Annotated in this window: 14 protein-coding genes; 10 read left to right on the top strand and 4 right to left on the bottom strand. The window is 33.0% G+C overall.

Going from position 1 to position 23284, the window contains the following annotated elements:
• Positions 1 to 171 precede the first annotated feature (171 nt).
• On the bottom strand, positions 172 to 840 hold the full coding sequence (locus NSS74_RS14465; RefSeq protein WP_033708993.1) for a YczE/YyaS/YitT family protein: 669 nt from the start codon (positions 838 to 840) through the stop codon (positions 172 to 174).
• A 138-nt stretch (positions 841 to 978) separates the two neighbouring features.
• Here NSS74_RS14465 and NSS74_RS14460 point away from each other — a divergent pair, with 138 nt between their 5' ends.
• Both NSS74_RS14460 and NSS74_RS14455 read left to right on the top strand, forming a co-directional pair.
• The gene (locus tag NSS74_RS14460; RefSeq protein WP_002031259.1) at positions 979 to 1854 is read left to right on the top strand and encodes a LysR family transcriptional regulator; all 876 of its coding nucleotides are present in this window, start codon (positions 979 to 981) and stop codon (positions 1852 to 1854) included.
• Positions 1855 to 2497: 643 nt separating this feature from the next.
• Complete coding sequence (locus NSS74_RS14455) at positions 2498 to 3745, top strand: DUF4153 domain-containing protein (protein WP_002141312.1); 1248 nt, start codon at positions 2498 to 2500, stop codon at positions 3743 to 3745.
• Between the two features lie 122 nt (positions 3746 to 3867).
• Here the strand turns inward: NSS74_RS14455 and NSS74_RS14450 are convergent, their stop codons facing one another.
• A complete protein-coding gene (locus tag NSS74_RS14450) occupies positions 3868 to 4833 on the bottom strand; it encodes an arsenic resistance protein (RefSeq protein ID WP_002141313.1) in 966 nt (321 codons plus the stop codon).
• A gap of 311 nt (positions 4834 to 5144) precedes the next feature.
• Here NSS74_RS14450 and NSS74_RS14445 point away from each other — a divergent pair, with 311 nt between their 5' ends.
• The 3 genes from NSS74_RS14445 to NSS74_RS14435 all read left to right on the top strand — a co-directional run bounded on the left by NSS74_RS14445 (position 5145) and on the right by NSS74_RS14435 (position 7938).
• The gene (locus NSS74_RS14445) at positions 5145 to 5837 is read left to right on the top strand and encodes an FMN-dependent NADH-azoreductase (protein ID WP_002141314.1); all 693 of its coding nucleotides are present in this window, start codon (positions 5145 to 5147) and stop codon (positions 5835 to 5837) included.
• 236 nt (positions 5838 to 6073) lie between these two features.
• Positions 6074 to 7432 (top strand): branched-chain amino acid transport system II carrier protein, encoded by a 1359-nt coding sequence (gene brnQ, locus NSS74_RS14440; RefSeq protein WP_002141315.1) that lies wholly within the window; start codon positions 6074 to 6076, stop codon positions 7430 to 7432.
• A gap of 86 nt (positions 7433 to 7518) precedes the next feature.
• Positions 7519 to 7938: a VOC family protein gene (locus NSS74_RS14435; protein ID WP_002141316.1), complete on the top strand. Its 420-nt coding sequence runs from the start codon at positions 7519 to 7521 to the stop codon at positions 7936 to 7938.
• An 81-nt stretch (positions 7939 to 8019) separates the two neighbouring features.
• On the opposite strand, the gene NSS74_RS14430 is transcribed toward NSS74_RS14435, so the two are convergent.
• Complete coding sequence (locus NSS74_RS14430; protein WP_002141317.1) at positions 8020 to 8859, bottom strand: dimethylarginine dimethylaminohydrolase family protein; 840 nt, start codon at positions 8857 to 8859, stop codon at positions 8020 to 8022.
• Between the two features lie 217 nt (positions 8860 to 9076).
• A complete protein-coding gene (locus NSS74_RS14425) occupies positions 9077 to 9796 on the bottom strand; it encodes a 4'-phosphopantetheinyl transferase family protein (protein ID WP_002141318.1) in 720 nt (239 codons plus the stop codon).
• Between the two features lie 325 nt (positions 9797 to 10121).
• Here NSS74_RS14425 and NSS74_RS14420 point away from each other — a divergent pair, with 325 nt between their 5' ends.
• From NSS74_RS14420 to NSS74_RS14400, 5 genes are all read left to right on the top strand, one after another.
• On the top strand, positions 10122 to 11153 hold the full coding sequence (locus tag NSS74_RS14420) for a serine hydrolase domain-containing protein (RefSeq protein ID WP_002141319.1): 1032 nt from the start codon (positions 10122 to 10124) through the stop codon (positions 11151 to 11153).
• 220 nt (positions 11154 to 11373) lie between these two features.
• Complete coding sequence (locus tag NSS74_RS14415) at positions 11374 to 12384, top strand: fatty acid desaturase family protein (protein WP_002141320.1); 1011 nt, start codon at positions 11374 to 11376, stop codon at positions 12382 to 12384.
• A gap of 195 nt (positions 12385 to 12579) precedes the next feature.
• Positions 12580 to 13299, top strand: a complete 720-nt coding sequence (locus tag NSS74_RS14410; RefSeq protein WP_002141321.1) for a thioesterase II family protein — start codon at positions 12580 to 12582, stop codon at positions 13297 to 13299.
• Positions 13289 to 19057, top strand: a complete 5769-nt coding sequence (locus NSS74_RS14405) for a non-ribosomal peptide synthetase (protein WP_002141324.1) — start codon at positions 13289 to 13291, stop codon at positions 19055 to 19057. The genes NSS74_RS14410 and NSS74_RS14405 overlap by 11 nt, the downstream gene beginning before the upstream one ends.
• Complete coding sequence (locus NSS74_RS14400) at positions 19050 to 23276, top strand: type I polyketide synthase (RefSeq protein ID WP_002141325.1); 4227 nt, start codon at positions 19050 to 19052, stop codon at positions 23274 to 23276. Before NSS74_RS14405 ends, NSS74_RS14400 begins: the two co-directional genes overlap by 8 nt.
• Positions 23277 to 23284 lie beyond the last annotated feature (8 nt).

Below are 23284 nucleotides of genomic sequence, written 5' to 3'. Positions count from 1 at the left end.
ACAATGTTTGTTTTATCATTTAACCAAAGTGATAGAAGGTCAAAGAAAAGGCAGTAATAAAGAAGTGCCATTCCTAATGTGGACTGGCACTTGGTAAGGTGTAAAATTCATTATTTGATTTCGGCTGAGGAATTTGATTCATCTATTTTTCCTGTACTTTATTATGATTCCTTAGACAGCCTTTTCTGTTTTAAATACCCATTGTTGGAGAGGTGGTTGATAATACGGTAGCATCCACCCTAAAATTTTGCCGATAAAATAGGCGGCAATTAGTGTGCCGATTCCGATTGAGCCTAATGATTGAATGAAAACTATACAGATTGCACCAGCCACACAAATGTTTATTAAATCGCTCAAAATTTTTGCTTTACCGAATTTTAAATTAAATTTTTCACTAATTGCATAAGTTAACGCATCATACGGCATTAATGGCAGTTTCGCTGTTGTATAGCCCATTAAACCGACCGCTATAACAAATAAACTAACAATCAAATATACACTTCGAGCAAGGAGAGTTTCAGGTGCAGGGAAAAGTTGTACAAGGAAGAGCGTTGCATCCATGAAAAAACCAAATAAAAACGAAATAATGAATTGACTCACAAATTCATTTAACTCCATTCGTTTACTTAATATCACTTGAATAATAATGTATAAAACATTTGCAAGCGCCATTGTCACACCAACCGATAAACCAATCGTTAGCGTACTTGCATATGCTAATGATGACACAGGCGATACACCAAATCCTGCTTGAATCGACATGCTAATGCCAATCGACATAAAAAATAACCCGAGCACGTATAAGATGATGCGCTTCAAGGTTCTACTCCAATGATTCATAGTATCTCTCACTTTCTAGTTAATATTAGCAATATAAAGACTATAGCTATAGAATTAAATATAACGCTAAATTCGACATATGAAAAATATATATATGATAAACTAATTATATCAAAAAACATATGACGGAGAGATACAATGGATTTCAGGCAATTATATTACTTTAAAGAAATTGTGAAACAAGGAAGCATTTCTAAGGCAGCAGAAGTGCTCCATATCGCGCAGCCCCCACTTAGCCAATTATTAAAAAAGCTTGAAACTGATCTTGGCACAACTTTAATTCATCGATATCGTCAAAAATGGGAGCTTACAGCAACAGGTGAAATACTATACCAATATGCCAATCAAATGTTAATGCAAATTCAAGATGTAAAGCAGAAAATTCAAGAAATTGAACAAGGTATAGGCGGAACAGTAAGTATCGGTGTATCGTCTACATGTTCGAATATGCTCATTGACTATGTTAGTACGTTTAGAACACAATACCCTAATGTCAAAATAAAAATAGTAACTGGAAATTCAGAAGAATTATTAAAAAGATTAGAACAAAGAGAAATTGATGTTGCCTTACTTTTACGATTGGGCAATAGTGAACAATATGAGATGAAAATATTAAAAAAACAACCAACCGCTGTGATTATTCCATCAAGTTGGGCAACATCGTTTTCATCACAGTATGTGACGATTGAACAGATTGCCCAGTTTCCATTCATTATGCTAGGAGCAATGGAAGGACTCTCCTTCAATGAAGACCTTTTCAAAGTATTTGATGAACATCAAGTCAAGCCAAATATCATTATCGAGTGTAAAGATATAAGGATGGTTGTAGCACTTGTTAGTAGAGGACTAGGATTATCCGTTATTCCAAGAATGGATTACACATCATCATTTTTAGAACATACAACGCTTTTTGAATTGAAACAATTTGATTTTCAGTTAGAGCCTGTAATAGTAAAATTAAAAGACCAAAGAATTTCCAAAGTAGCATCTCAATTTTGGGAAATGGTTGATTAGGAGATATGAACAAAGCAAAAATAGCCTTCAATCAAGTAATAAAGACATCTTACGAAAAATTGAGCCGGGATAAAAAGTTCTTTACTAATTTGAAAAACGCAGTAATTACATTACTTATTAGTAAAGAGCTTTTTATATAAGGACATAAGTGGTTTCAACAAATGAAAAAGCTCTTTCCCGAGTAAAATGTTCTGTATTAGGTTTAAAAATATAGATATAAAAGAAAAAGCATGACAATTTTATGTCATGCTTTTTTATTTTATAATTACAGAGTTTTGTATACTAGCACTAAAATTTATTTGAAATAATTGTTTGAAAAGGTGTTATTAAATTGGACGTTTATATCATTTCTTTTATATAAAGGAAAAATAAGAAATTAGAAAATAAAAACAAGCAATGAAGAGAACAGCTGAAAGTAGCTTACACCGATGTTTATAAAAAGTTATAGAGCATTTCTTTGAATGAGGAATGCTTTTTGTTTTTGCTTGGAATAAAAATATACAACAAAAATATTATATAAAATAATAAAATTTTATTGTAAAACAATAAAATATATAATAAAATCAAAATCAGAATAAATAAGTGAGGTGCTTTTTATGGAAAAGGTAACAGCGTTGTTTTTAAAATTAGAGGAGGTATAACTATGGACATTAACAATTTAATTATTGAAAATATTGATAAGCCTCATGAGCTGGAGAGAATGTATAGAAAAGACCCGAAAGCTTTTAAAAAATCATTCTCACAAGCATGGGATGAAAACCCTGATTCTCAGGTGCTAGCTACTTGGTATGAAAGATTGCATTTCAAGGAGACGGCAAATAAAGAAAAAATATCGCTGTTTCAAAAAGGTTTCTTATTCATGGGCATGTTAGCTATTCTAGCTGGGATAAGCACTAGAATCATTTTCCACTTTGTCGAGCAGGAAGCAATTGCTCCAATTAACCTGGCTTTTGGTATAATTCCCTTTATCGCTGCCTATTTTGTTTACAATAATACTCCGGAAAAAAGTATTATTTATTTCCTTGCATCGTTATTCCTGATTTCCGGGTTGTATCTTAATATGTTGCCATTAAATTATAAAGACAGCAGTATCCTTGCTTATTTACATCTTCCTATATTGTTATGGGTCTTATTGGGACTTGCGTTTACGGGAAATGAATATTCAAAAGGCAGTACGAGATTAGCTTATATTAAATTTAATTTAGAATATTGTCTTCTCTACGCGAGCATGGCAGTGAGCGGAATGATACTAGCAGTATTCACTATGCGATTATTTAGCTTTGTTGACTTGGATATAGGAGAATTCTATTTTAGTAATGTTGTTTTATTTGGAGCTGCCGCTCTCGCTGTAGTGGCTGCATACTTAGTATCATTGAATCTTAAACTTGCTAAAAATATTACACCATACATATCTAAAATTTTTAGTCCTCTCGTCCTGATCACATTGTTGATCTATCTTATAACGGTTATATGGGTCGGGAAAAATCCGTTCTTGGACCGCAATTTCCTAATGGCCTTCAACGGAATACTCCTTGGTGTACTGGCTGTTACTATATTTTCTATCGTTGAGAGTGATTCAGATGAGAAAAAGAGCATTTCAGATTATATAAATTTTGCCTTAATTGTTCTGGCGCTTATTATTGACACTGTCGCTTTGTCAGCTATCGTATTCAGACTTTCTTCTTTCGGGATTACACCTAATAGACTTGCTGTTTTAGGCGTAAACATACTGATTTGGGCGAATCTCATTTGGATTATGTTTTCCTATATGCGTTTTCTACAAAATAAATCAGGACCGACAGCTATCCAAGATGCTGTTACGAAGTATTTGCCAATCTACGGACTTTGGGCAGCTTTCGTTATATTTACTTTTCCTATAATGTTTAATTAGAAAGACTTTGTTAATGTAACGATAAATTAATTTTCTATAACGTATAAAATCCTTAAAGCCGATAATTATCGTTACTTCTATAATTTCTCGACAAAAAAAACGTCCCAAAGTAGGACGCTTTTTTATGTGTATTGCTGCTTTTTCTTGATAAGCAATAACACTTGTGAAACACAAGTCAGAACGGGCAACTCAATTAACGGCCCAATAACGAGTGCAAGTGCAATAAGAGGCTCGTCTGGAAAAGCTGTTACAGCAATAGCGAGTGCAACAGGCGAGTTTCTCGCTAATGTTGTTAAGCTGAGGCTGGCAGTGTCTTCATAGGATAAATGCATCATACGTCCTACAAACTGTCCTAGTATAAAGTTAATCATGAAGAACAGTAATACTGGTATAAGTAACAATAAAACAACATTCATATTTTGTAATAAGTACTTACCTTGTGAGGCGAACATCGCTACTATTGCTAAACTTAAAAATACAATTTGCGCAGAGCTGAAAAACGGAATGAGTTTATTCTCGAGTGTTTCAGCTTTTTTCATTTTATTCATAATGAATTTTGTAGCGTGTGCAAGTACAAATGGTAAGACGATTACGATAACAATGCTTTCCACTAAAACAGAAAACGCTACAGTCTTCATGACACCAGCAAATAAAAATAAATAAATGGGAAGGAGTAGTACTTGCAATATTAAATTTACAGGTAAAATTGCAGTAGAAAGTGCTACATTTCCTTTTGCTATTTCAGTAAAGATTAAGTACCAATCTGTACATGGAGTAACCATTAACATAATAAATCCAACCCAAAGTGCCGGGTGATCTGAAAGAAATAGTGCTCCTAACCCCCAAGCGAGTAAAGGTGTCCATAAAAAATTAATGGTGAGGCTCGTTCCAGCGAATTTTAAATTACGGAATCCATTTTTTATTTCTTTCAATGGGATGCTGAGGAATAATCCATAAAGCATGAAAAATAAGAAGGGAACAATAAATTTTTCCGAATACATATGTATCATATTAAATTGTCCTAATATAACCCCGAATATAACAGCTGCAAGAATGATAAAGGTTTGAATCTTTTCTAAAGTACTCATTAATAAATCCTCTCTATAGATGAATTTCTCTCTCTAGTTGTATTATACAAGGGATTTCACTTATGTGTTTTCGAATTTATCATTTTGAATGAGGAAATATATTTCTTTATTATTTTTAATCCGAGATATTTTTATTTTTGAGAAGTTACTTGACTAAAGTAAGCGTGTGTATTACAATCACTTACATAAGGTAATTAAATAACAAAAGTTTTGAGTTACTTAGGTTAAGGTATCTATTGGAACTTTTTATTAGAATAAGAATTTTTATGATGATGAATAATGAATATGATAAGAAAGTTTAGGTGAAGAAAATGGGATTATTTAGCTCGTTATTTGGTAAAAAAGAAGAAAATACAAAAGTAGAGGAGAATAAAACTATGTCAAAAGTATTATTTGTAAAAGCGAACGATCGTCCAGCGGAGCAAGCGATTAGTTCAAAAATGTATGAAACATTTGTAAGTGCTTATAAGGAAGTAAATCCGAATACAGAAATTACGGAGTTAGATTTATTCGCATTAGATCTTCCGTATTACGGAAATATCGCTATTTCAGGTGGATATAAACGTAGTCAAGGAATGGAGATAACAGCTGAAGAAGAGAAGGCAGTTGCTACAGTGGATAAGTACTTAAACCAGTTTTTAGAAGCTGAAAAAGTAGTATTTGCATTCCCATTATGGAACTTTACAGTACCAGCACCATTAATCACGTATATTTCATATCTTTCTCAAGCGGGAAAAACGTTTAAATATACAGCGAACGGTCCAGAAGGTTTAGTTGGTGATAAGAAAGTAGTTGTTTTAGGTGCTCGTGGTTCAGATTACTCTTCTGAACAAATGGCTCCTATGGAAATGGCTGTTAATTACGTTACAAACGTACTTGGGTTCTGGGGAATTGCAAATCCAGAGACAGTTGTAATTGAAGGACACAATCAATATCCAGATCGTTCACAGCAAATTGTTGAAGAAGGTTTAGATAACGTTAAGAAAGTAGCGGCGAAATTTTAATTAATGATAGTAAATGTAAAACCAACATGGATGACCATGTTGGTTTTTTAGTCTAGTTTCCATGTTAAAAAATGTATATTCATAAAATAAATGAAAAGTTTGAAAATAGTATTGCAAAATATTATATAACAAACTATAATGAGTTCAAGAATAGTTGATACTTAAATTAAATATTCAGAAAATTCAATTAGTTAAAATTGGAAATGAGATAAGAAATTTTGAATGGGGGTTATATTATGGCGAATAAAGTACCGTTTTCGTTCATAGTAGTTATCGGATTAATGTTATTTGCACTATTTTTTGGAGCAGGGAATTTAATATTCCCAGCAATGCTTGGTCAATCAGCTGGTGAGAATGTATGGATTGCTAACGCTGGATTTTTAGTAACAGGAGTAGGTTTACCATTACTAGGTGTATTAGCATTTGGGATTTCAGGTAAAGAAGATTTACAGTCATTAGCAAGCCGAGTGCATCCAGTATTCGGAATTGTATTTACGACAGTTTTATACTTAGCAATCGGTCCGTTATTCGCTATTCCTAGAACAGGAAGCGTTTCTTATGAAATTGGTATTAAGCCTTTCGTGCCAGAAGGCTTAAGTTCTACAGCGCTAATTCTTTTTACAATTGTATTCTTTAGCATCACTTGTTTTTTTTCGCTAAATCCTGCGAAAATTGTCGATATTGTTGGAAAAATCTTGACGCCAATTAAATTAACGTTTATTGGAATTTTGGTAGTCTTTGCTTTTATTCATCCAATGGGAGAAATGCAAGCACCTGCAGAGGCTTATACATCACATGCATTCTTTAAAGGGTTCCAAGAAGGATACTTAACAATGGATACGTTAGCATCATTCGTATTTGGTATTATCATTATCAATGCTATTAAAGAAAAGGGCGCAAAAACAAAAAAAGAAATTATGATTGTTTGTGCAAAAGCAACATTGATCGCTGCATCTATTTTAGCAATAATTTATTCAGCACTTTCATTTATGGGAGCTTCAAGTGTTGCAAAACTTGGTCACTTAGATAACGGTGGTGCAGTGTTAGCAAAAGTTTCAAGCTATTATTTTGGTTCATATGGCGGAGTTATATTAGGTATAATGGTTATAGCAGCGTGTTTAACAACTAGTGTTGGACTTGTCTCAGCGTGTTCTTCATTTTTCCATAAGCTATTCCCAAGTATTCCATATAAAACGATTGCAATTATGTTATCAGTTTTCAGTGCAGTTGTTGCAAATGTAGGTTTAACACAATTAATCTCAATTTCAGTTCCTGTATTAACAGCGATTTATCCATTAGCAATCGTATTAATTTTCCTAACGTTCCTTCACCCATTGTTCAATGGAAGAGCTGAAGTGTATCAGGGAAGTTTATTAGTAACATTTATTGTAAGTATGTTTGATGGATTAAGTGCTGCTGGTGTGAAATTAGCAGTAGTGAGCGATATTCTTACTAAGTTACTTCCAATGCATGAGGTTGGATTAGGCTGGGTGTTACCAGCAGTAATTGGTGGATTAATTGGATACGGCATTAGCGTTGTGAAAATGAAAAATGGAGTTCGCCCAGCAGCTAGTGCGAATAAGAAAATAAGTTAAATGAAAAAAGTTATAGAATTTGATTCTATAACTTTTTTTGTTACTATTGATAAGAATAGAAAAAATAAAGTAATAGGGGAAATAAAATGAAAAAAACAATTGACCATATCGGGATCGCAGTTCGTGATATAGATAGTACGATACAGTTTTATGAAAAGGTTTTATCAGGAACTTTAATAGATCGATACGTAAGTGAAGCACCTGGTGTTGAAAGCGAAGTAGCTATTCTTGAAGTTGATGGTGATAGAATCGAATTACTTGCGCCAACGAATAATTCGACTTCTCCAATAGCACGATTTATAAAGCAAAAAGGGAAAGGTGTCCATCATGTTGCGTATCGTGTAGACGATTTAGATGTAGCTTTAGAAGAATTAAAGGAACAAGGGATTCGAACGTTAGAACATACGCTTCGAATTAATAAACATGGTAGACGATTAATTTATCTTAACCCAGCGGATACAGAGGGAACAATCATTGAGTACTGTGATTATCCGGAAGAGAAGTAAAGGAAGTTTATCCTTGAGAAAAGGTGTTACGTAATAACGTAACACCTTTATAATGTGAGCTTTTAATTTTTAGTTTTTTAATCATCCCCTTTGTAGAGGAAGAGTGCAGCAGCGAAAAGATCCGCCAGATTTTATAATTTCTCCAAAGTCGATTTCAATAACCTCATAACCTCTAAGTCTCAGCTCTTTATTTGTTGTAGTATTAATGGGTAAACTAATCATCTTTTTATTGCCTAAAGATAATACATTGGTTGCTAAAGTAAATTGCTCTTTTTTAGATACTTCTATTAAATTATAACGATCTGATAACATTTTTAATGTACTATTACTAAATGCATGTGGATATATTAAGGCTTCTTCCTTTGAAATGATATTAAAAACACAATCTAAATGTAAAAAATCTTTGGAAAAAGGAACAGGAATTATTTTATAGTGTGTGAGCAACTGTTGAAGTTTTATTACAGAGTTAAATAACGTTCGATTGCTTACGCCAATATATACAATATCTTGATCGATAATGACGTCGCCGCCTTCTATATGACTATTAATACAATCTATATAAGTAATATCTTTTTCTAATAATATTTTCTTGAAAATTTGCTCTTCTCCTTTACGAACTTCATTTTTCATGTTAGAAATGAAAACAGTTTCCCCTACAGTAAAACCGATATCTCTCGTGAAAACTTGTTCGGGAAAGCGTACTTCAGGAGGTAGCATTAAAGTGTGTATTCTATTTTCTTTAAGTATATCAATAAATTTTGAGTATTGTTCTCTCGCTAGATTTACATTAAAGCCTAAATTGATAAAATATTTTTGGGTCTTGTTTATACCGCTAGAAATATTCATATATAATGGTTCGCATAGTACAACTTTTTTTAACGTACTATATTCACTTGAGCAATATGACTTTAAAATACTCATTCTAATAATCCTCCAATATAGGTGATTTTTAAATTGTTATACGATGATTGAAGCTTAAAATATTTTTGGATACAGAAGATAAAACGTAATAAAATATGAACTTAAAAAAGATTGAGCTTATAATAATTAAAGTGATTATTATAAGTTGTTATTTTTCTGTATTTTCAGTTTTTTATAACGACGGGTGTATCATTGCTCTAGAAAAAACGTAAAATAATTATAGGAACTCAGAATAATCTAGTATCTTTATAGATGAATTGTTTATCTGTTCCAAATCTGTATAACAAACCGCGATAGTGTAATTTTGCTCTAACCGATTTAGGCAGAAATAGAATTGACTAAAATCGGAATTAGTGTTCCGTAAGGTTATTTTATTTTGGGACCAATCGTCCATATTGAAGCCAAAACTATCTAATGGATATAGAAGTCCTTTTCCAATTGCTTTAACAAATGATTCTTTTAGAGTCCAAATATCAAAGAAAAACGATAACTGTCTATCGTGAGGAATATACTGAAAATAGTCAATTTCTTCTTGAGTAAAGCATAGTTCGGTTACGGAAAGATCTATAGGTTGAATTTTTTCAATGTCTACACCAATTCGTCCAGTTGAAGCAAGTCCACATATAATCCATTCTTCAGAATGAGATAAATTAAAATCCCCCTTCCAACCATGATATTTATTTAAAAAAGGGCGGCCTGTTCGATCTCTTTTAATAGAGATAGTATCTGCAGGTATGAGCAATAATCTTTGCAAACGTTTTCTGATGCATAGATGAGCTAATAATGTTCTTTGTTGATCTTCTAATTTATGAAATCTTAAAATTCTTTCCCTTTCATTTTTAGGTAATTCTGTGAGTTTCAGCTCTATGTCTTTGTAGGGTAGTAAAATTCCTAATTTAACTGCAATAATTTCTAAGTAACTATCAATTTTTTTCATAATGACCTCACTAACAATATAAATAATAGTCTCAAGAGAATTTAAATGTATAATTAATTTTATTATTTATCAACTACCATTAAATTATAGAGAGCGATATAAGATTTATTGAGAAATCATGTGAATTATATTAAGTGTTATTGTATAGCTATTTTGAAGAAATGAACAAACTTATGTTTTATTTTTTTTTTGAAGTCAATTCAATTATTAAAAAAGTTTCTCAAGGTTTGTTATGTATTTTAGATTGCTTTGAAAATTAAATGAAGTTACAATTAATCCTGTTTAATAGTTGGAAAAATCAGAAAAATAAAAGGGGATTGGGTAAGTGATAATTTCTGGAGAAATAAAAGAATTTATAAAGAATTATGATGATAAATTACCATTCTCAGGTGCGATTTTAATTCAAAATAAAAAAAAGATCTTTGAAGATGGATTTGGATATGCGAATAGAAGTGAACAAATTTTTAATACATCACGTACTCGGTTTGGTATGGCTTCTGGGTGTAAAATTTTCACTGCAGTGGCAATATGTCAATTAGTTGAAAAGGGTGTTTTAACTTTTGATACCTGTTTGAAAGAGTGTTTAGAAGACTCATTCCCACATTTTTATGAAGGCATTACAATTCATCATTTATTAACTCATACTTCGGGCATACCAGATTATTTTGATGAAGAAGAAATGGATGATTTTGAAGATTTATGGAAGGATACCCCAATGTATTCTATTAAATCTCCTGCAGATTTTCTGCCTATGTTTCAAAATTATCATATGAAGTTTAATCCTGGAAGTAAATTTTCTTATAGTAATGCAGGTTATATTTTACTTGGGTTGATTGTAGAAAAATTGACAGGGATGAAGTTTGCAGAATATGTAAAAGAGAATATATTTCAGGTTTGTGGCATGTCAGATTCAGGATATTTCCGGATGGATCAACTGCCGGAACGAACTGCACTTGGATATATAGATAATAAAGATGATAACACTTGGAGAACTAATATCTATTCGGTCCCTATAGTTGGTGGGCCAGATGGAGGGGCTTTTACAACAGTTTTAGATTTAGGAGAATTTTGGAATGGATTATTTAATGGGAAACTCCTAAATAAAGAGTACACTAATCAGTTGTTAACTCCTTATGTGAAAAATAATAGTTTACATTATGGATATGGTGTTTGGATTTCAATGGAAAATGATGAGGTTCTCAAATATTTTGTATTTGGATTTGATCCAGGTGTGAGGGTTCATTCATCTGTAAATGCAAAGTCTAAGATGCAATTCCATATTATGTCTAATGTGGAACGAAATGTAGTTCCTCTTAAAAGTGGGATTGATAAATTAATTTCTGAAAAAAAGATTTAGTTTTTGAGATTCATGGATGTTTTTTGATACCTACAAAATAAAAAAGGATATGAATATTTAACTAAGAGTTAATATGCTTATAAAAACTGTTGGATTGTTCGCTTTAAATGATTAATTAGAGTATAAATTTTGAGAGCCTAAGGGTGTTTGTTAAGGATTTAAATGAAGGATTCCTGATATAAATCAACAGCATTAATTTCTATATAAAGGAGTTAATAATATGATTAGAGGAACTACCGATTTAGGGGAAAGTCAAAAGAAAGAGTTAGAGAAGCATCGTTTTTCGAAAGAAATCAACTTGGAAATTCGCGAATTACAAAAAACCAACAATTGGTATAATTTTTTTGCCATAGGATTGGATTGGGGTATTGTGTCCTTAGTAATTGCATTGAATTATTTTATCCCTACTATGTGGATGTATTTGATTAGTATTGTTATCATTGGTAGCCGTATGCGTGGCCTTGATATTATGATGCATGAGTCAAGTCATCGTATGCTTTTTAAAAATCGTAAATTAAATAAGTGGGTTGCATGTTTCTTTGCTGCTTATCCGATAATGATTTCTTATAAAGCATATTGTAAGAGTCACATGAATCACCACAGGTATTTATGGAGTGAGATAGACCCTGATAAGCAAAGGTATCAAATTGTTGGGTTAGATAAACCGACTAAAAATAAAATGGAATTTTTTATTCAGCATTGCTTAAAGCCTTTGTTCTTAGTACATGTGCCGAATTATTTGATTGGAATGATCAAAGTAACAGCATATGCAAAAGAGGAACCTAGATTTGATCAAATAATCAGGACTCTATATTGGGGCGCTATCATTATTTGTTCAATTGTTTTCGGTTTCTGGCAAGAGTTGATTTTATTTTGGGTAGTTCCGTTTTTAACAACTTTTCAAATGTTAAAATATTGGGCTGAAATGGCCGAACATGCAGGACTAGAATCGGAAAATGAGATATTTGCATCAAGAAATTCTTTTGGGAATTTTTTTGAGCGTTTTCTCATTCATCCTCATAGAAACTCATACCATTTGGTACATCACTTGTTCCCTGCTGTTCCACACTTTAATATAAAGAAGGCTCATCTTATTTTAATGAAAGATGAAGAATATCAAAAAGCGCATCATTGTACAGGGTTCTTTTTTTCCACTGCACCAGGATTCTCTTCTGTAATAGATGATATACAAGGACGGATACCATTTTGGAATAAAGTGAAAGGGAAATAGATCATTATACATGTTGTGCTACATAGGCTGTATGGAAATTTAATGGTTTACCAAAGATAATTCCTGATTGCACCCTAAAATATAAATGGGAGCTAGATTAATAAAAAAAATTAGGAGATGTTAGGTGGCTAATTAAGTTCTATAGAGCCTTTTAAAATTTAGTAAATAATTTTGATTCATAGGAAAGGAGAGTATATGAATAACACGATGCTTTTTTGTTTTCCTTATGCTGGTGGATCCGGTTCGATATATAGTAAGTGGAAAAATTACTTACATCCTAGTATTGAATTGAAACCAATTCAATACGCAGGAAGGGGTAAAAGATTTCAAGAAGATTGTTATGATGATATGAATCACGCGATTAATGATATATTCGAATGTATATATAGAGTTGTAGGTAATTGCGATTACGCGTTTTTTGGTCACAGTATGGGCGGGCTTATCGCTTATGAACTTTGTAAGGAAATAGAAAGTAGAAATCTTAATGCTCCTGTGCATATTTTTCTATCAGGTGTAAAGCCCCCAAATTTTATTAGAGAACAAAAAGTGTCTAACTTACCAGAAAAAGAATTTAAAGATGTGATATTAAATTTAAATGGTACTCCAAAAGAAATTCTTAATAATCAGCAGTTAATGGATATATTTATCCCAATTTTAAGATCTGACTTTAAATTGATAGAAGAATATAAATTCAGTAATGAATTGTACAAGTTAAATACGTGTATTACTGCAATGTACGGTAAGCTGGATGATGTTACTGAGGAATACATGAAAAAATGGTGTGAGTTTACTTCGAGAGATACTGTTGTTTATGGCTATCCAGGAGATCACTTTTTTATTAATGAAAATTACATTGATATTATAAATCTTATTAATTCAACATTGGTTGGGAGAGGAGATTATTATGAGCAATGATGTTTATAATGCAGATTTGTTAACTAAAGAGGAGAAGTTTTGGTTGGATCAACTATCAACGGATTTAGAAATGAGTAGTTTTGTAAATTTTAATAAAAAAGTTGGTGTGAAAAATCAGGAAGAAAAAATATTTACATATAGGTTATCAGAAAACATATCACATAAAATTAGTGAGATAAGTAATCATTCTGAATATGGAATGCTTATCATTTTGATTGCTAGTGTGAAATATTTGCTCTCAATATACACGGATAGTAAAGATATTTCTATTGGAACGCCAGTAATTCAATCAAAATCTGGCACAGCATATTATGATCATCTTTTGATTATAAGAAGTAATGTCCATAGTAATATGGCATTTAAAGAGCTTCTATTAAAAGTACAACAAAACATTACAGAGGCAAATAAAAATCAGAAAGTATCGCATAAGCGATTAGCAAAACTTTTAGGAGATGAGAATGCAAATTCTAATAAACTGAATCCTCGTACAGTCATACAGTTTGAAAATATTCAACATAATATTTCTAATCATTATACAAATGCAGATACCGTCTTTAATTTTACATGGCATGGAGATAAACTAGAGTGTTGTATCACTTGTAAAGAAAGTGTAGGAGACTTGATTGAAAGAGTTATAAATCAATTGACTCATTTGTTAAAAGCAGTAGTAGCTAATCCGAGTATAAGGCTCTCTGAAATTGATATTTTATCCAATGAGAGAAATCGTATTCTAAATGAGTTTAACAACACAAAAACAGGTTTTCCTAAGGATCAATCTGTTGTTGACTTGTTTGAATTTCAAGTAGCTAAAAGTCCCCATAAGCTAGCAGTCTTTTACCAAAATCAAAATTTAACTTACGAGGAATTAAATATAAGAGCAAATCATATAGCACATAAATTAGTTGAATTAGGAGCTAAAAAAGATTCTGTAATAGGAATTATGTTAGATAGATCGCTCGAACTTCCAATTGGTATATTAGGTGTTTTAAAGGCAGGAGCTGCATATTTACCCATTGATCCAAACTATCCAAATGAACGAATTAATTATCTTCTAAGTAATTCTAATGTAGATATCATATTGAAGTACAGCAATAATGAATTTAATTTTATAAATGAAAACACTAGATTTATTGATATAGATACAACTTTGAGAGACGGTACACCTATAGAAATGAGTGGGAATTTAGAATTGAAAATCCCATTAGAGAGCTTAATGTATGTTCTTTATACATCTGGAAGCACTGGTGACCCTAAAGGAGTTATGGTGAAAAGAAATTCATTTATGAATTTGCTCAACTGGTATACCAATGAATTTGATATGAATCCAACCGATAATGTATTATTAATTGCCCCAATTAGTTTCGATACAGCGCATAAAAATTTATTTGCTCCATTGATAAAAGGGGGGCGATTGCACCTTTTTGAGTCAGGTATGTATGATTACAATAAAATGTCTGATTATATAAATATTCATAAAATCACGAGCGTTAATTGTACCCCAAGTGGTTTTTATCCATTGGTTGATTATAATGAGAGAACTAATTTTAGCAGGTTAATCACGTTGAAGCGTATTTTTTTAGGTGGTGAATCAATAAATTGTAAAAAACTCAAACCTTTAGTTAAATCAATAAATTTCAAGAGCGAAATTATAAATACGTATGGTCCCACGGAATGCACGGATTTAGCCGCTTTCTATAGAATTAGTAATCAAGAGATAGAACAATTGAAGGTGATTCCAATCGGGAAGCCTCTTAATAATGTCGAAATATACATTGTTGATCAAGAAATGAATCTTGTACCTATTGGTGTAACAGGAGAACTGTGTATTGCTGGGGTTGGATTGGCACGTGGGTATTATAATGCTCCAGATTTAACGAGAGAAAAATTTGTAGAGTTTCCGAAAATTACCGAAAAAAAAGTTTATAAAACAGGAGATATGGCAAGGTGGATGCCTGATGGGAATATTGAATTTATTGGAAGGAAAGATAATCTTACGAAAATAAGGGGGTTTCGGGTAGAAGTTGGGGAGATAGAGACTGGTCTTATGAAGCATCCAGATGTAGATGAGGTTGTTGTTGTTGCAATCGAAGATACTTTCGGTACGAAAGTATTAAGTGCTTATTTTGTTGCCAATGTGAATATAACAAACTCAGAATTAAGAAATTTCCTTATTAAAAGTTTGCCGAATTTCATGGTGCCAACCTACTTCACTCAACTGAAAAAAATGCCACTCAATCAAAACGGGAAAATTGATCGTAAAGCATTGCCAGTGTCCAACTTGGATCCAGTATCAGACTTCGACTATGTTGCACCAGAAGGCGAATTGGAAAAAAAGGTTGCACATATATGGAGAGATGTTCTTAATATTCAAAAGATAGGAGTGTATGATAATTTTTTTGAGTTAGGTGGGCATTCTTTAAATGCTGCTTCGATTATATTGAAAGTTAACCAAGAATTTGACGTGAATATACACTTAAGTGAAATGTTTAAAAAGCCAACTATAAAAGAATTTACAACTCTAATACTGGATGGGGAACAACATAAAAGTTCAATTATATTACCTGTTGAAGCAAGAGAATACTATCCTGTTTCATCACAGCAAAAAAGGCTATTTATTATGTGGCAACTTAATCGTGATTCAGTAGCTTATAATTTACCGTCGGGGACAATCATAGAGGGTGATCTCGAATATGATATGTTGGTGAGAGCTTTCCAACATCTTGTTGATCGTCATGAATCTTTACGTACATCGTTTTCATTCATCAATGGACAAGTGGTGCAGTATGTACATCCTAAATTAAAGGTTATTGTTGATATCGTTGAAGCATCGGAAGAAGAATTAATGGAGTATGTACATGGGTTTGCTACACCTTTTAATCTGGGACAACCTCCTCTATTTAGAATCAAAGTTATTAAAATCAGAGAAAATAAGCATTTGCTGTTAACTGATGCTCACCATATTGTCTTTGATGGTATATCGATGGACATAATTATGGAGGAATTTTATGATAGTTATTTAAATAAAGATTTGCCTCCGATTAAATTACAATATAGAGACTATGCAGTATGGCAGGCAGAATTTTTTCAGACTGATGATTTTAAGAGTAAAGAAAAGTATTGGCTAAACATATTTAAAGATGAACCTCCATTACTGGAGTTAAATACAGATTATCCACGACACCCGGTGCAACTTTATGATAGTGATTATGTACCAATTATGGCGGGATACGATTTGACAAAGCGTTTGAAAAAGATAGCGAAGGAGAATGGGACAACCCTATATACGGTGCTACTTGCTGCTTTAAATGTATTGTTTTTAAAATATACGGGTCAAGAAGATATTACGATTGGTACCCCTACAGCTGGCCGATCTCGTCCAGGTTTGGAACGGACTATTGGTATGTTTGTGAATACGGTAGTAATAAGAAATTTCCCATGTCGTAAAAAAACATTTCTGAATTTTCTGGATGAAGTGAAGGATAATACAATAAAAGCCATTGATCATGAGGAATATCCGTTTGAATTGTTAGTAAATCAAGTAGATGCTTATCGAAATACAGGGAGAAATCCAATATTTGATATTATGTTTTCTTTGGATAATGATGAGTATTTCTTTAAGGATAAAGGGGAATTAACTTTCCGAAAATTCCCATTTGAAAGTAGTATGACTCAATTTGATATGTTCATTCATGTATTAGAAATTAATGAAGATATGCATTTTAAGTGGAAGTATCGTAAGGATATATTCAAGAAGGATACAGTACAAAGATTAGCAGAACATTTTATTTATCTACTTGATGAGATTACCGAAAAGATGGATATACCATTACAAGATATCCAGATGATGTCTGAATCAGAGATGAAAACCGTTCTTTATGAATTTAATAATACGACGGATGAATATTCGTATCAAATGACGGTGCATGAGATATTTGAGCAGAAAGTGAAAGAAGGTCCATCAGAAAATGCCATCGTGTATAAAGAAATGACACTAACGTACTCTGAGCTGGATGCAAGGGCAAATCAACTGGCCCGCACTTTAAGAAAAAAGGGAGTGCAAAGAAATAGCGTTGTTGGACTTATTGCAGAGCCTTCCTTAGAAATGGTCATAGGAGTTCTCAGTGTGCTAAAAGCAGGAGGGGCATTTTTACCGATTGATCCCACTCTTCCAATAAGCAGGATAAAATATTTTTTGAGAGACAGTGATTGTCAGTTGGTTCTGGCCCGAAATAATATGAAGGAACGCTTTACTTTTGAACAGGAAGTAATTAGGTTGGATGATGAAATAAACTGTAAAGAAGATGGTTGTTATCTTGAAAACATAAACCAGCCCGACGATTTGGCATATGTAATTTATACCTCTGGAACAACCGGTAACCCTAAAGGGGTTATGGTCGAACACAAGAATATTGTGAATCAGTTGATAGGACTCATTCGGAAATTAAAATTTAATCAAGAAATGAATCATTTATTGCTAGCAAAAATCACATTCGATGTTTCTGTTCAACAAATCCTTCTCCCGATTCTCTCTGGGGGTAGGTTATATATTCCTGAGGAAGAGCTAATCGCTGGGCCAAGAAATATGTGGAACTTTATTGAGAAAAACAAAATTAATGTCTTGGGCGCTGTACCTACCCATTTGAAAGTTTTAATAGATAATATTGTCATAAGTCAACCTCTTAACTATGTTCTTGTAGCCGGTGAGGTCTTTACAAAGAGTCTTTATGATCAATTAAAGAGTACTGTTAATGCTGAGATGATTATTAATCTGTATGGTCCAACCGAGACGACGATTTTTTCAACATACTATATTTGTCGTGAAAATGAAGAGGGTTCGAGCATACCAATAGGTAAGCCTCTAAGTAACTATAGGGCATATATTTTAAATCAAGATTATTATCCTGTACCTATTGGTGTGACTGGGGAGTTATATATTGCTGGGGCAGGTGTAGGAAGGGGATATATCAATAAGTCAGATTTGACAGATGAAAAATTTATGTCCAATCCATTTATTCCAGGTGAGAAAATGTATAAAACGGGAGACCTTACAAGGTGGCTCCCTAATGGGGACATTGAGTATATTGGAAGGATTGACCATCAGGTAAAGGTTAAGGGAGTCCGAGTAGAGCCAGATGAAATAAAAAACCACATTTTAAATCATGAATATATTGATAATGCAATTGTTGTTGCGAAACAAAATCAAAGTAATGAAAGCTATTTGTGTGCGTATCTAATTACAAACCAAGAGGTTACCAGTACAGAATTAAGGGAGTATTTGAGGAATAAGTTACCTGAATATATGATTCCGTCACATTTTGTGCAATTAGAGAGTATGCCTGTAACGAATAACGACAAAGTCGACGTAAGAGCCTTGCAAGAAAGGGATGATGAGAATTATATATCGTTAGGTACTACTTATATAGCACCTGGAACGAATCTAGAAAAAATGATAGCGGAGATCTGGAAACAGGTACTTGGGGTAAATCAGGTCGGTATTTATGATCATTTCTTCGAACTTGGTGGGAATTCACTGAATATTATTCAAATAAATGAACGGTTGAAAAATGATTTGAACATCGACATAACTGTAATGATGCTATTTAGATATCCTACAATTTATTCTCTATCCCAGCAATTAAAGATGACCGCTGAGAGCAGGGTACAGGAAAAAATGAATTCAAATAGAGTTCAGGTAATAAAGGAATCGAAAAATAGGTTAAAACAAAGACGTCAAAGAAAGAGGGATTCGAATGAATGATAGTGCACAGGAACCGATAAGAAATGGTATAGAGATTGCTATTATTGGAATGTCTTGCAGATTTCCTGGTGGAGATACTATAAATGAATTCTGGGAAAATTTGAAGAATGGTGTAGAATCGGTAACTTTCTTCACAGATAAGGAGTTACAGAAAGGAGGAATTGATCTAGAAACGATCCAAAATCCCAATTATATAAAGGCTGGTGGGGCTATTACAGGAACAGAATGGTTCGACAATAAATTATTTAATTACTCACCTAGGGAATTAGAGGTAATGGATCCACAGCTGAAAATTTTGCACGAGTGTGCTTGGGAAGCATTAGAGAGTAGTGCTTACTTTTCGGATACCTTTAATGGTTTAATTGGTACTTATATTGGAGCATCTACAAACTTATATTGGTTAGAAGCGGTATATGATGGAGCGAAAGATTTTATAAAAGAAGCAGAATTTTTAAATGGTTCTCAATTTTTCGGCACCAGATTATCACATAAATTAAATTTGAAAGGTCCTAGTTATACAGTTCAAACTGCATGTTCCTCTTCATTGGTTGCTGTGCACTTGGCATGTCAAGCTCTATTAAGTGGAGATTGTGACATTGCTTTGGCTGGAGGGGTTTCACTTACATTACCTGAGAAAAGAGGGTATTTATACAAGGATGGCATGATTCTTTCACCAGATGGACACTGTAGACCTTTTGATGATAATGCTAGGGGAACGGTCAATGGAAATGGAGCGGGAATTGTTGTTTTGAAGCGTATGGAGGATGCGATTGCTGATGGAGATTTCATCCATGCTGTTGTGAAAGGATCCGCAATAAATAATGATGGCGCTGATAAGGTTAGTTTTAATGCGCCAAGTGTAGAAGGACAAGCTGCTGTTATTAGAGCAGCTCATCACATGGCCGAGGTAGAATCTGAAAGTATATCATATGTAGAGGCTCATGGTACTGGAACAATGCTAGGTGACCCGATTGAGGTTGAAGCCTTGAAGTTGGCATTTAATACAGAGAAGAATAATTTTTGTGGTATTGGATCGGTTAAAGGGAATATTGGTCATCTTGATAACGCTGCAGGTATAGCAGGTTTGATAAAAACTGTAGTTGCTTTGGAGAATCGCATGATTCCACCAAGCATTAACTACGAGAAAGCAAATGAAAAAATTAATTTTGGTAATAGTCCATTTTATGTACAGGATACATTGGCGGAATGGAAGAACCAAGAGTTTCCTTTAAGAGCAGGAGTAAGTTCATTTGGTATGGGAGGAACAAATGCCCATGTTGTACTTGAGGAACCTCCCCAAAGAGAAGCTTCTGAGCGGAGTAGGAGATATCAATTACTTTCTTTTTCTGCACAAACGAAAAAATCTCTTGAAGAGCAAACTAAAAAGTTAGCTGAATATTTAAATCATAACAATAATGTGAATTTGGCTGATGTAGCTTATACACTTTTAAATGGAAGGAAAAATTTAAAATATCGAAGAGCATTAGTGGTTTCGGATATAGAGGAAGCGAAGCGAGAATTTTTTATTCAAAATTCTGCTAAGGTTCAAACTAACATTTGTGATGGCGGTAGTAAGCAAATAATTTTCATGTTTCCCGGGCAGGGTGCGCAATATGTAAATATGGGATTGGATTTATATAAAGAAGAGAAGAGATTTCGAGATGAAGTGAATCTTTGTTGTGAGATTTTAGAAGAGATTAGTGGGATTGATTGGAAGGAAGTCTTATATCCAAAGGACCTGGAAGCTAGAATGAGAGATGATATAAATCAAACATCTAATACACAGCCTGCAATATTTATTTTTGAATACTCATTAGCAAAAACACTAATGGAATGGGGCATCTATCCGGACGGCATGATTGGACATAGTATAGGGGAATATGTGGCTGCTTGTTTGGCGGGAGTGTTTTCATTAAAGCAAGCGCTTCAGTTGGTGTATGAGCGGGCGACCTTAATGCAACAATTACCTAAAGGCAGCATGATAAGTGTAATGGCTTCGGAAAATGAAATTTTACCACTAATGAATCAAGATGTATCTATTGCCGCAGTGAATAGTCCAATATCATGCGTAATCTCAGGTTCTGATGAGGCAATCTATACTTTTGAGGGGGAATTGATTAGGAAAGGTTTTCAGTTTAAAAAACTTACAACTTCCCATGCCTTTCATTCATCCATGATGGACTCAATTTTAGATACCTATGGAAAGAAGTTAAAAGAAATTAATTTCCAGGACATTAAAATACCATTTATATCCAATTCTACAGGAGAATGGATTACGGAAGAACAAGCAAAAAGTGCAGATTATTGGGTGAATCATCTGCGACATGTAGTGGAATTTTCTGAGGGCATTAAGCATCTACTATCGGGTACGGAAAGTATTTTTGTGGAGGTTGGACCAGGTAGAACATTAAGTAGTTTTGTTAGACAACATACTCAAGGAGAATCAAAATGCCCAATTATTAATACTGTAAGGCATCCTAAAGAAAAAATTTTTGATGACAATTACTTGCTTCAAAATATTGGTAAGTTGCATATTCATGGCGTGAAGATTAACTGGTCCAAGTATTTTTCGCAAGAAAGAAGATATCGTGTTCCACTCCCTACGTATCCTTTTGAACGGCAGTTCTTTAGCCTTTCTAAGGATATTGAAATGGAAGAGAGTTCCCCTTTATCGCAAAGTGACTATGTAGAAGAGCTAAAGAGGAATGTTGTTCCGAAAGATGATAAACAGCGGAAAATTATAGAATCATATAAGAGAGTTACGGGAGTAAAACAAGTTAGTATCCATGATGATTTCTTTGAATTAGGAGGTAGCTCATTAACGGCTATCAATGTTGTTTCGAGCTTACAGAAGGATTTTGATATTTCTATTAATCATTTATTTGAATACCCTAGAGTCTCTGATCTAGCGCAGCATATGACATATAAAAAGGAGAAGACCATTCCAGATGCATTAGCAACTTATCTGATTGCTAGAGGAGAAAGGCATCGGTTAATGGAGGAGAAGATAAGAGGCGACATAGCGATACGAAGTTTATATGATGATAGAAACAAAAAGTATTACGAAATCAACCTTTCTTGCCAAACCGGTTATAAGGAAGTTCTATTGACAGGAAGCACGGGATATTTGGGCGTTTACTTATTACATGATTTATTAACTGAATTAGATTGCAATGTACATTTGATTGTAAGAAGTGACAATTGTATAAAAGCAGAAAATCGCATTAAAGAAAAAGTTTGCTCTTATTTTGGAACATCTTTTTATGATAAGTATAAGAAAAGAATTTTTGTATATAGTGGCGACCTGACAAAAAAATATATGGGCTTAGATTTGCCGAACTATCAATATTTGAGTGAAACAATCCAATGTATTATACATTCAGCAGGCAGTGTTAGTCATTATGGGAAATATGAAAAATCCTATGAAGCAAACGTTCTAGCTACGAGAAATGTAATTGATTTTTCGCTTAAGGGAGTAAAGAAAGATGTGAATCATATTTCTACATTGGCTGTAGCTTCTGGTGTAGTAAAGAATAACGAAGATATATTGTATACGGAGTATGATAATGATTTAGGGCAAATTATTGAAAATCCTTATCCAAAGACAAAGTTAGAAGCTGAAAAGATTGTACTGGAAACGAGAGATAAGGGAATAAATGTAAATGTTTTTCGGGTGGGAAACATTGGTTTTGATTCTAAAACAGGAAGGTTTCAAGAAAACATAGAGCAGAATGCATTATACTCAATGATGAAATCATATATAAGAATTGGATTGGTTCCAGAAATGGAAAGAGATATAGATTTTGCATGTGTGAATGATGTTAGTCAGGCAATTATTAAGTTGTTTAATAAAAAAGAATTAATGAATGAGACTCATCACATTTTCAATCCTAACTATGTAAGCTTATCAGCTCTTTTAACAACGTATGGATTAGACATAGATGTAAAAGAAACTTCAATTGATAAATTTATAGATTATATCTTTGATGAAAAGCAATTTAATCAATATGCATCAGATATATATAATTTACAGCTGCATTGTATAGGAGATGAATTGAAAACATTTAATGATGTCGAACAAACATTATTCCATATAATGGGGGATAAAACGAATATGCTGTTAAGAAAAACGGGTTTTGTATGGAATAATATTACGGATGAAATGACGAAAAAAATGATTAGATATGGTCAAAAAGTTAATTATTTCGAAAAACATTAAATATAAAG

Origin of the sequence: Bacillus sp. FSL E2-8868 (genome assembly GCF_038005505.1) — a bacterium.
Lineage (GTDB): Bacteria > Bacillota > Bacilli > Bacillales > Bacillaceae_G > Bacillus_A > Bacillus_A mycoides.
The sequence above is the reverse complement of the archived record's forward strand: the minus strand, read 5'-3'. Positions and strand labels throughout refer to the sequence as shown.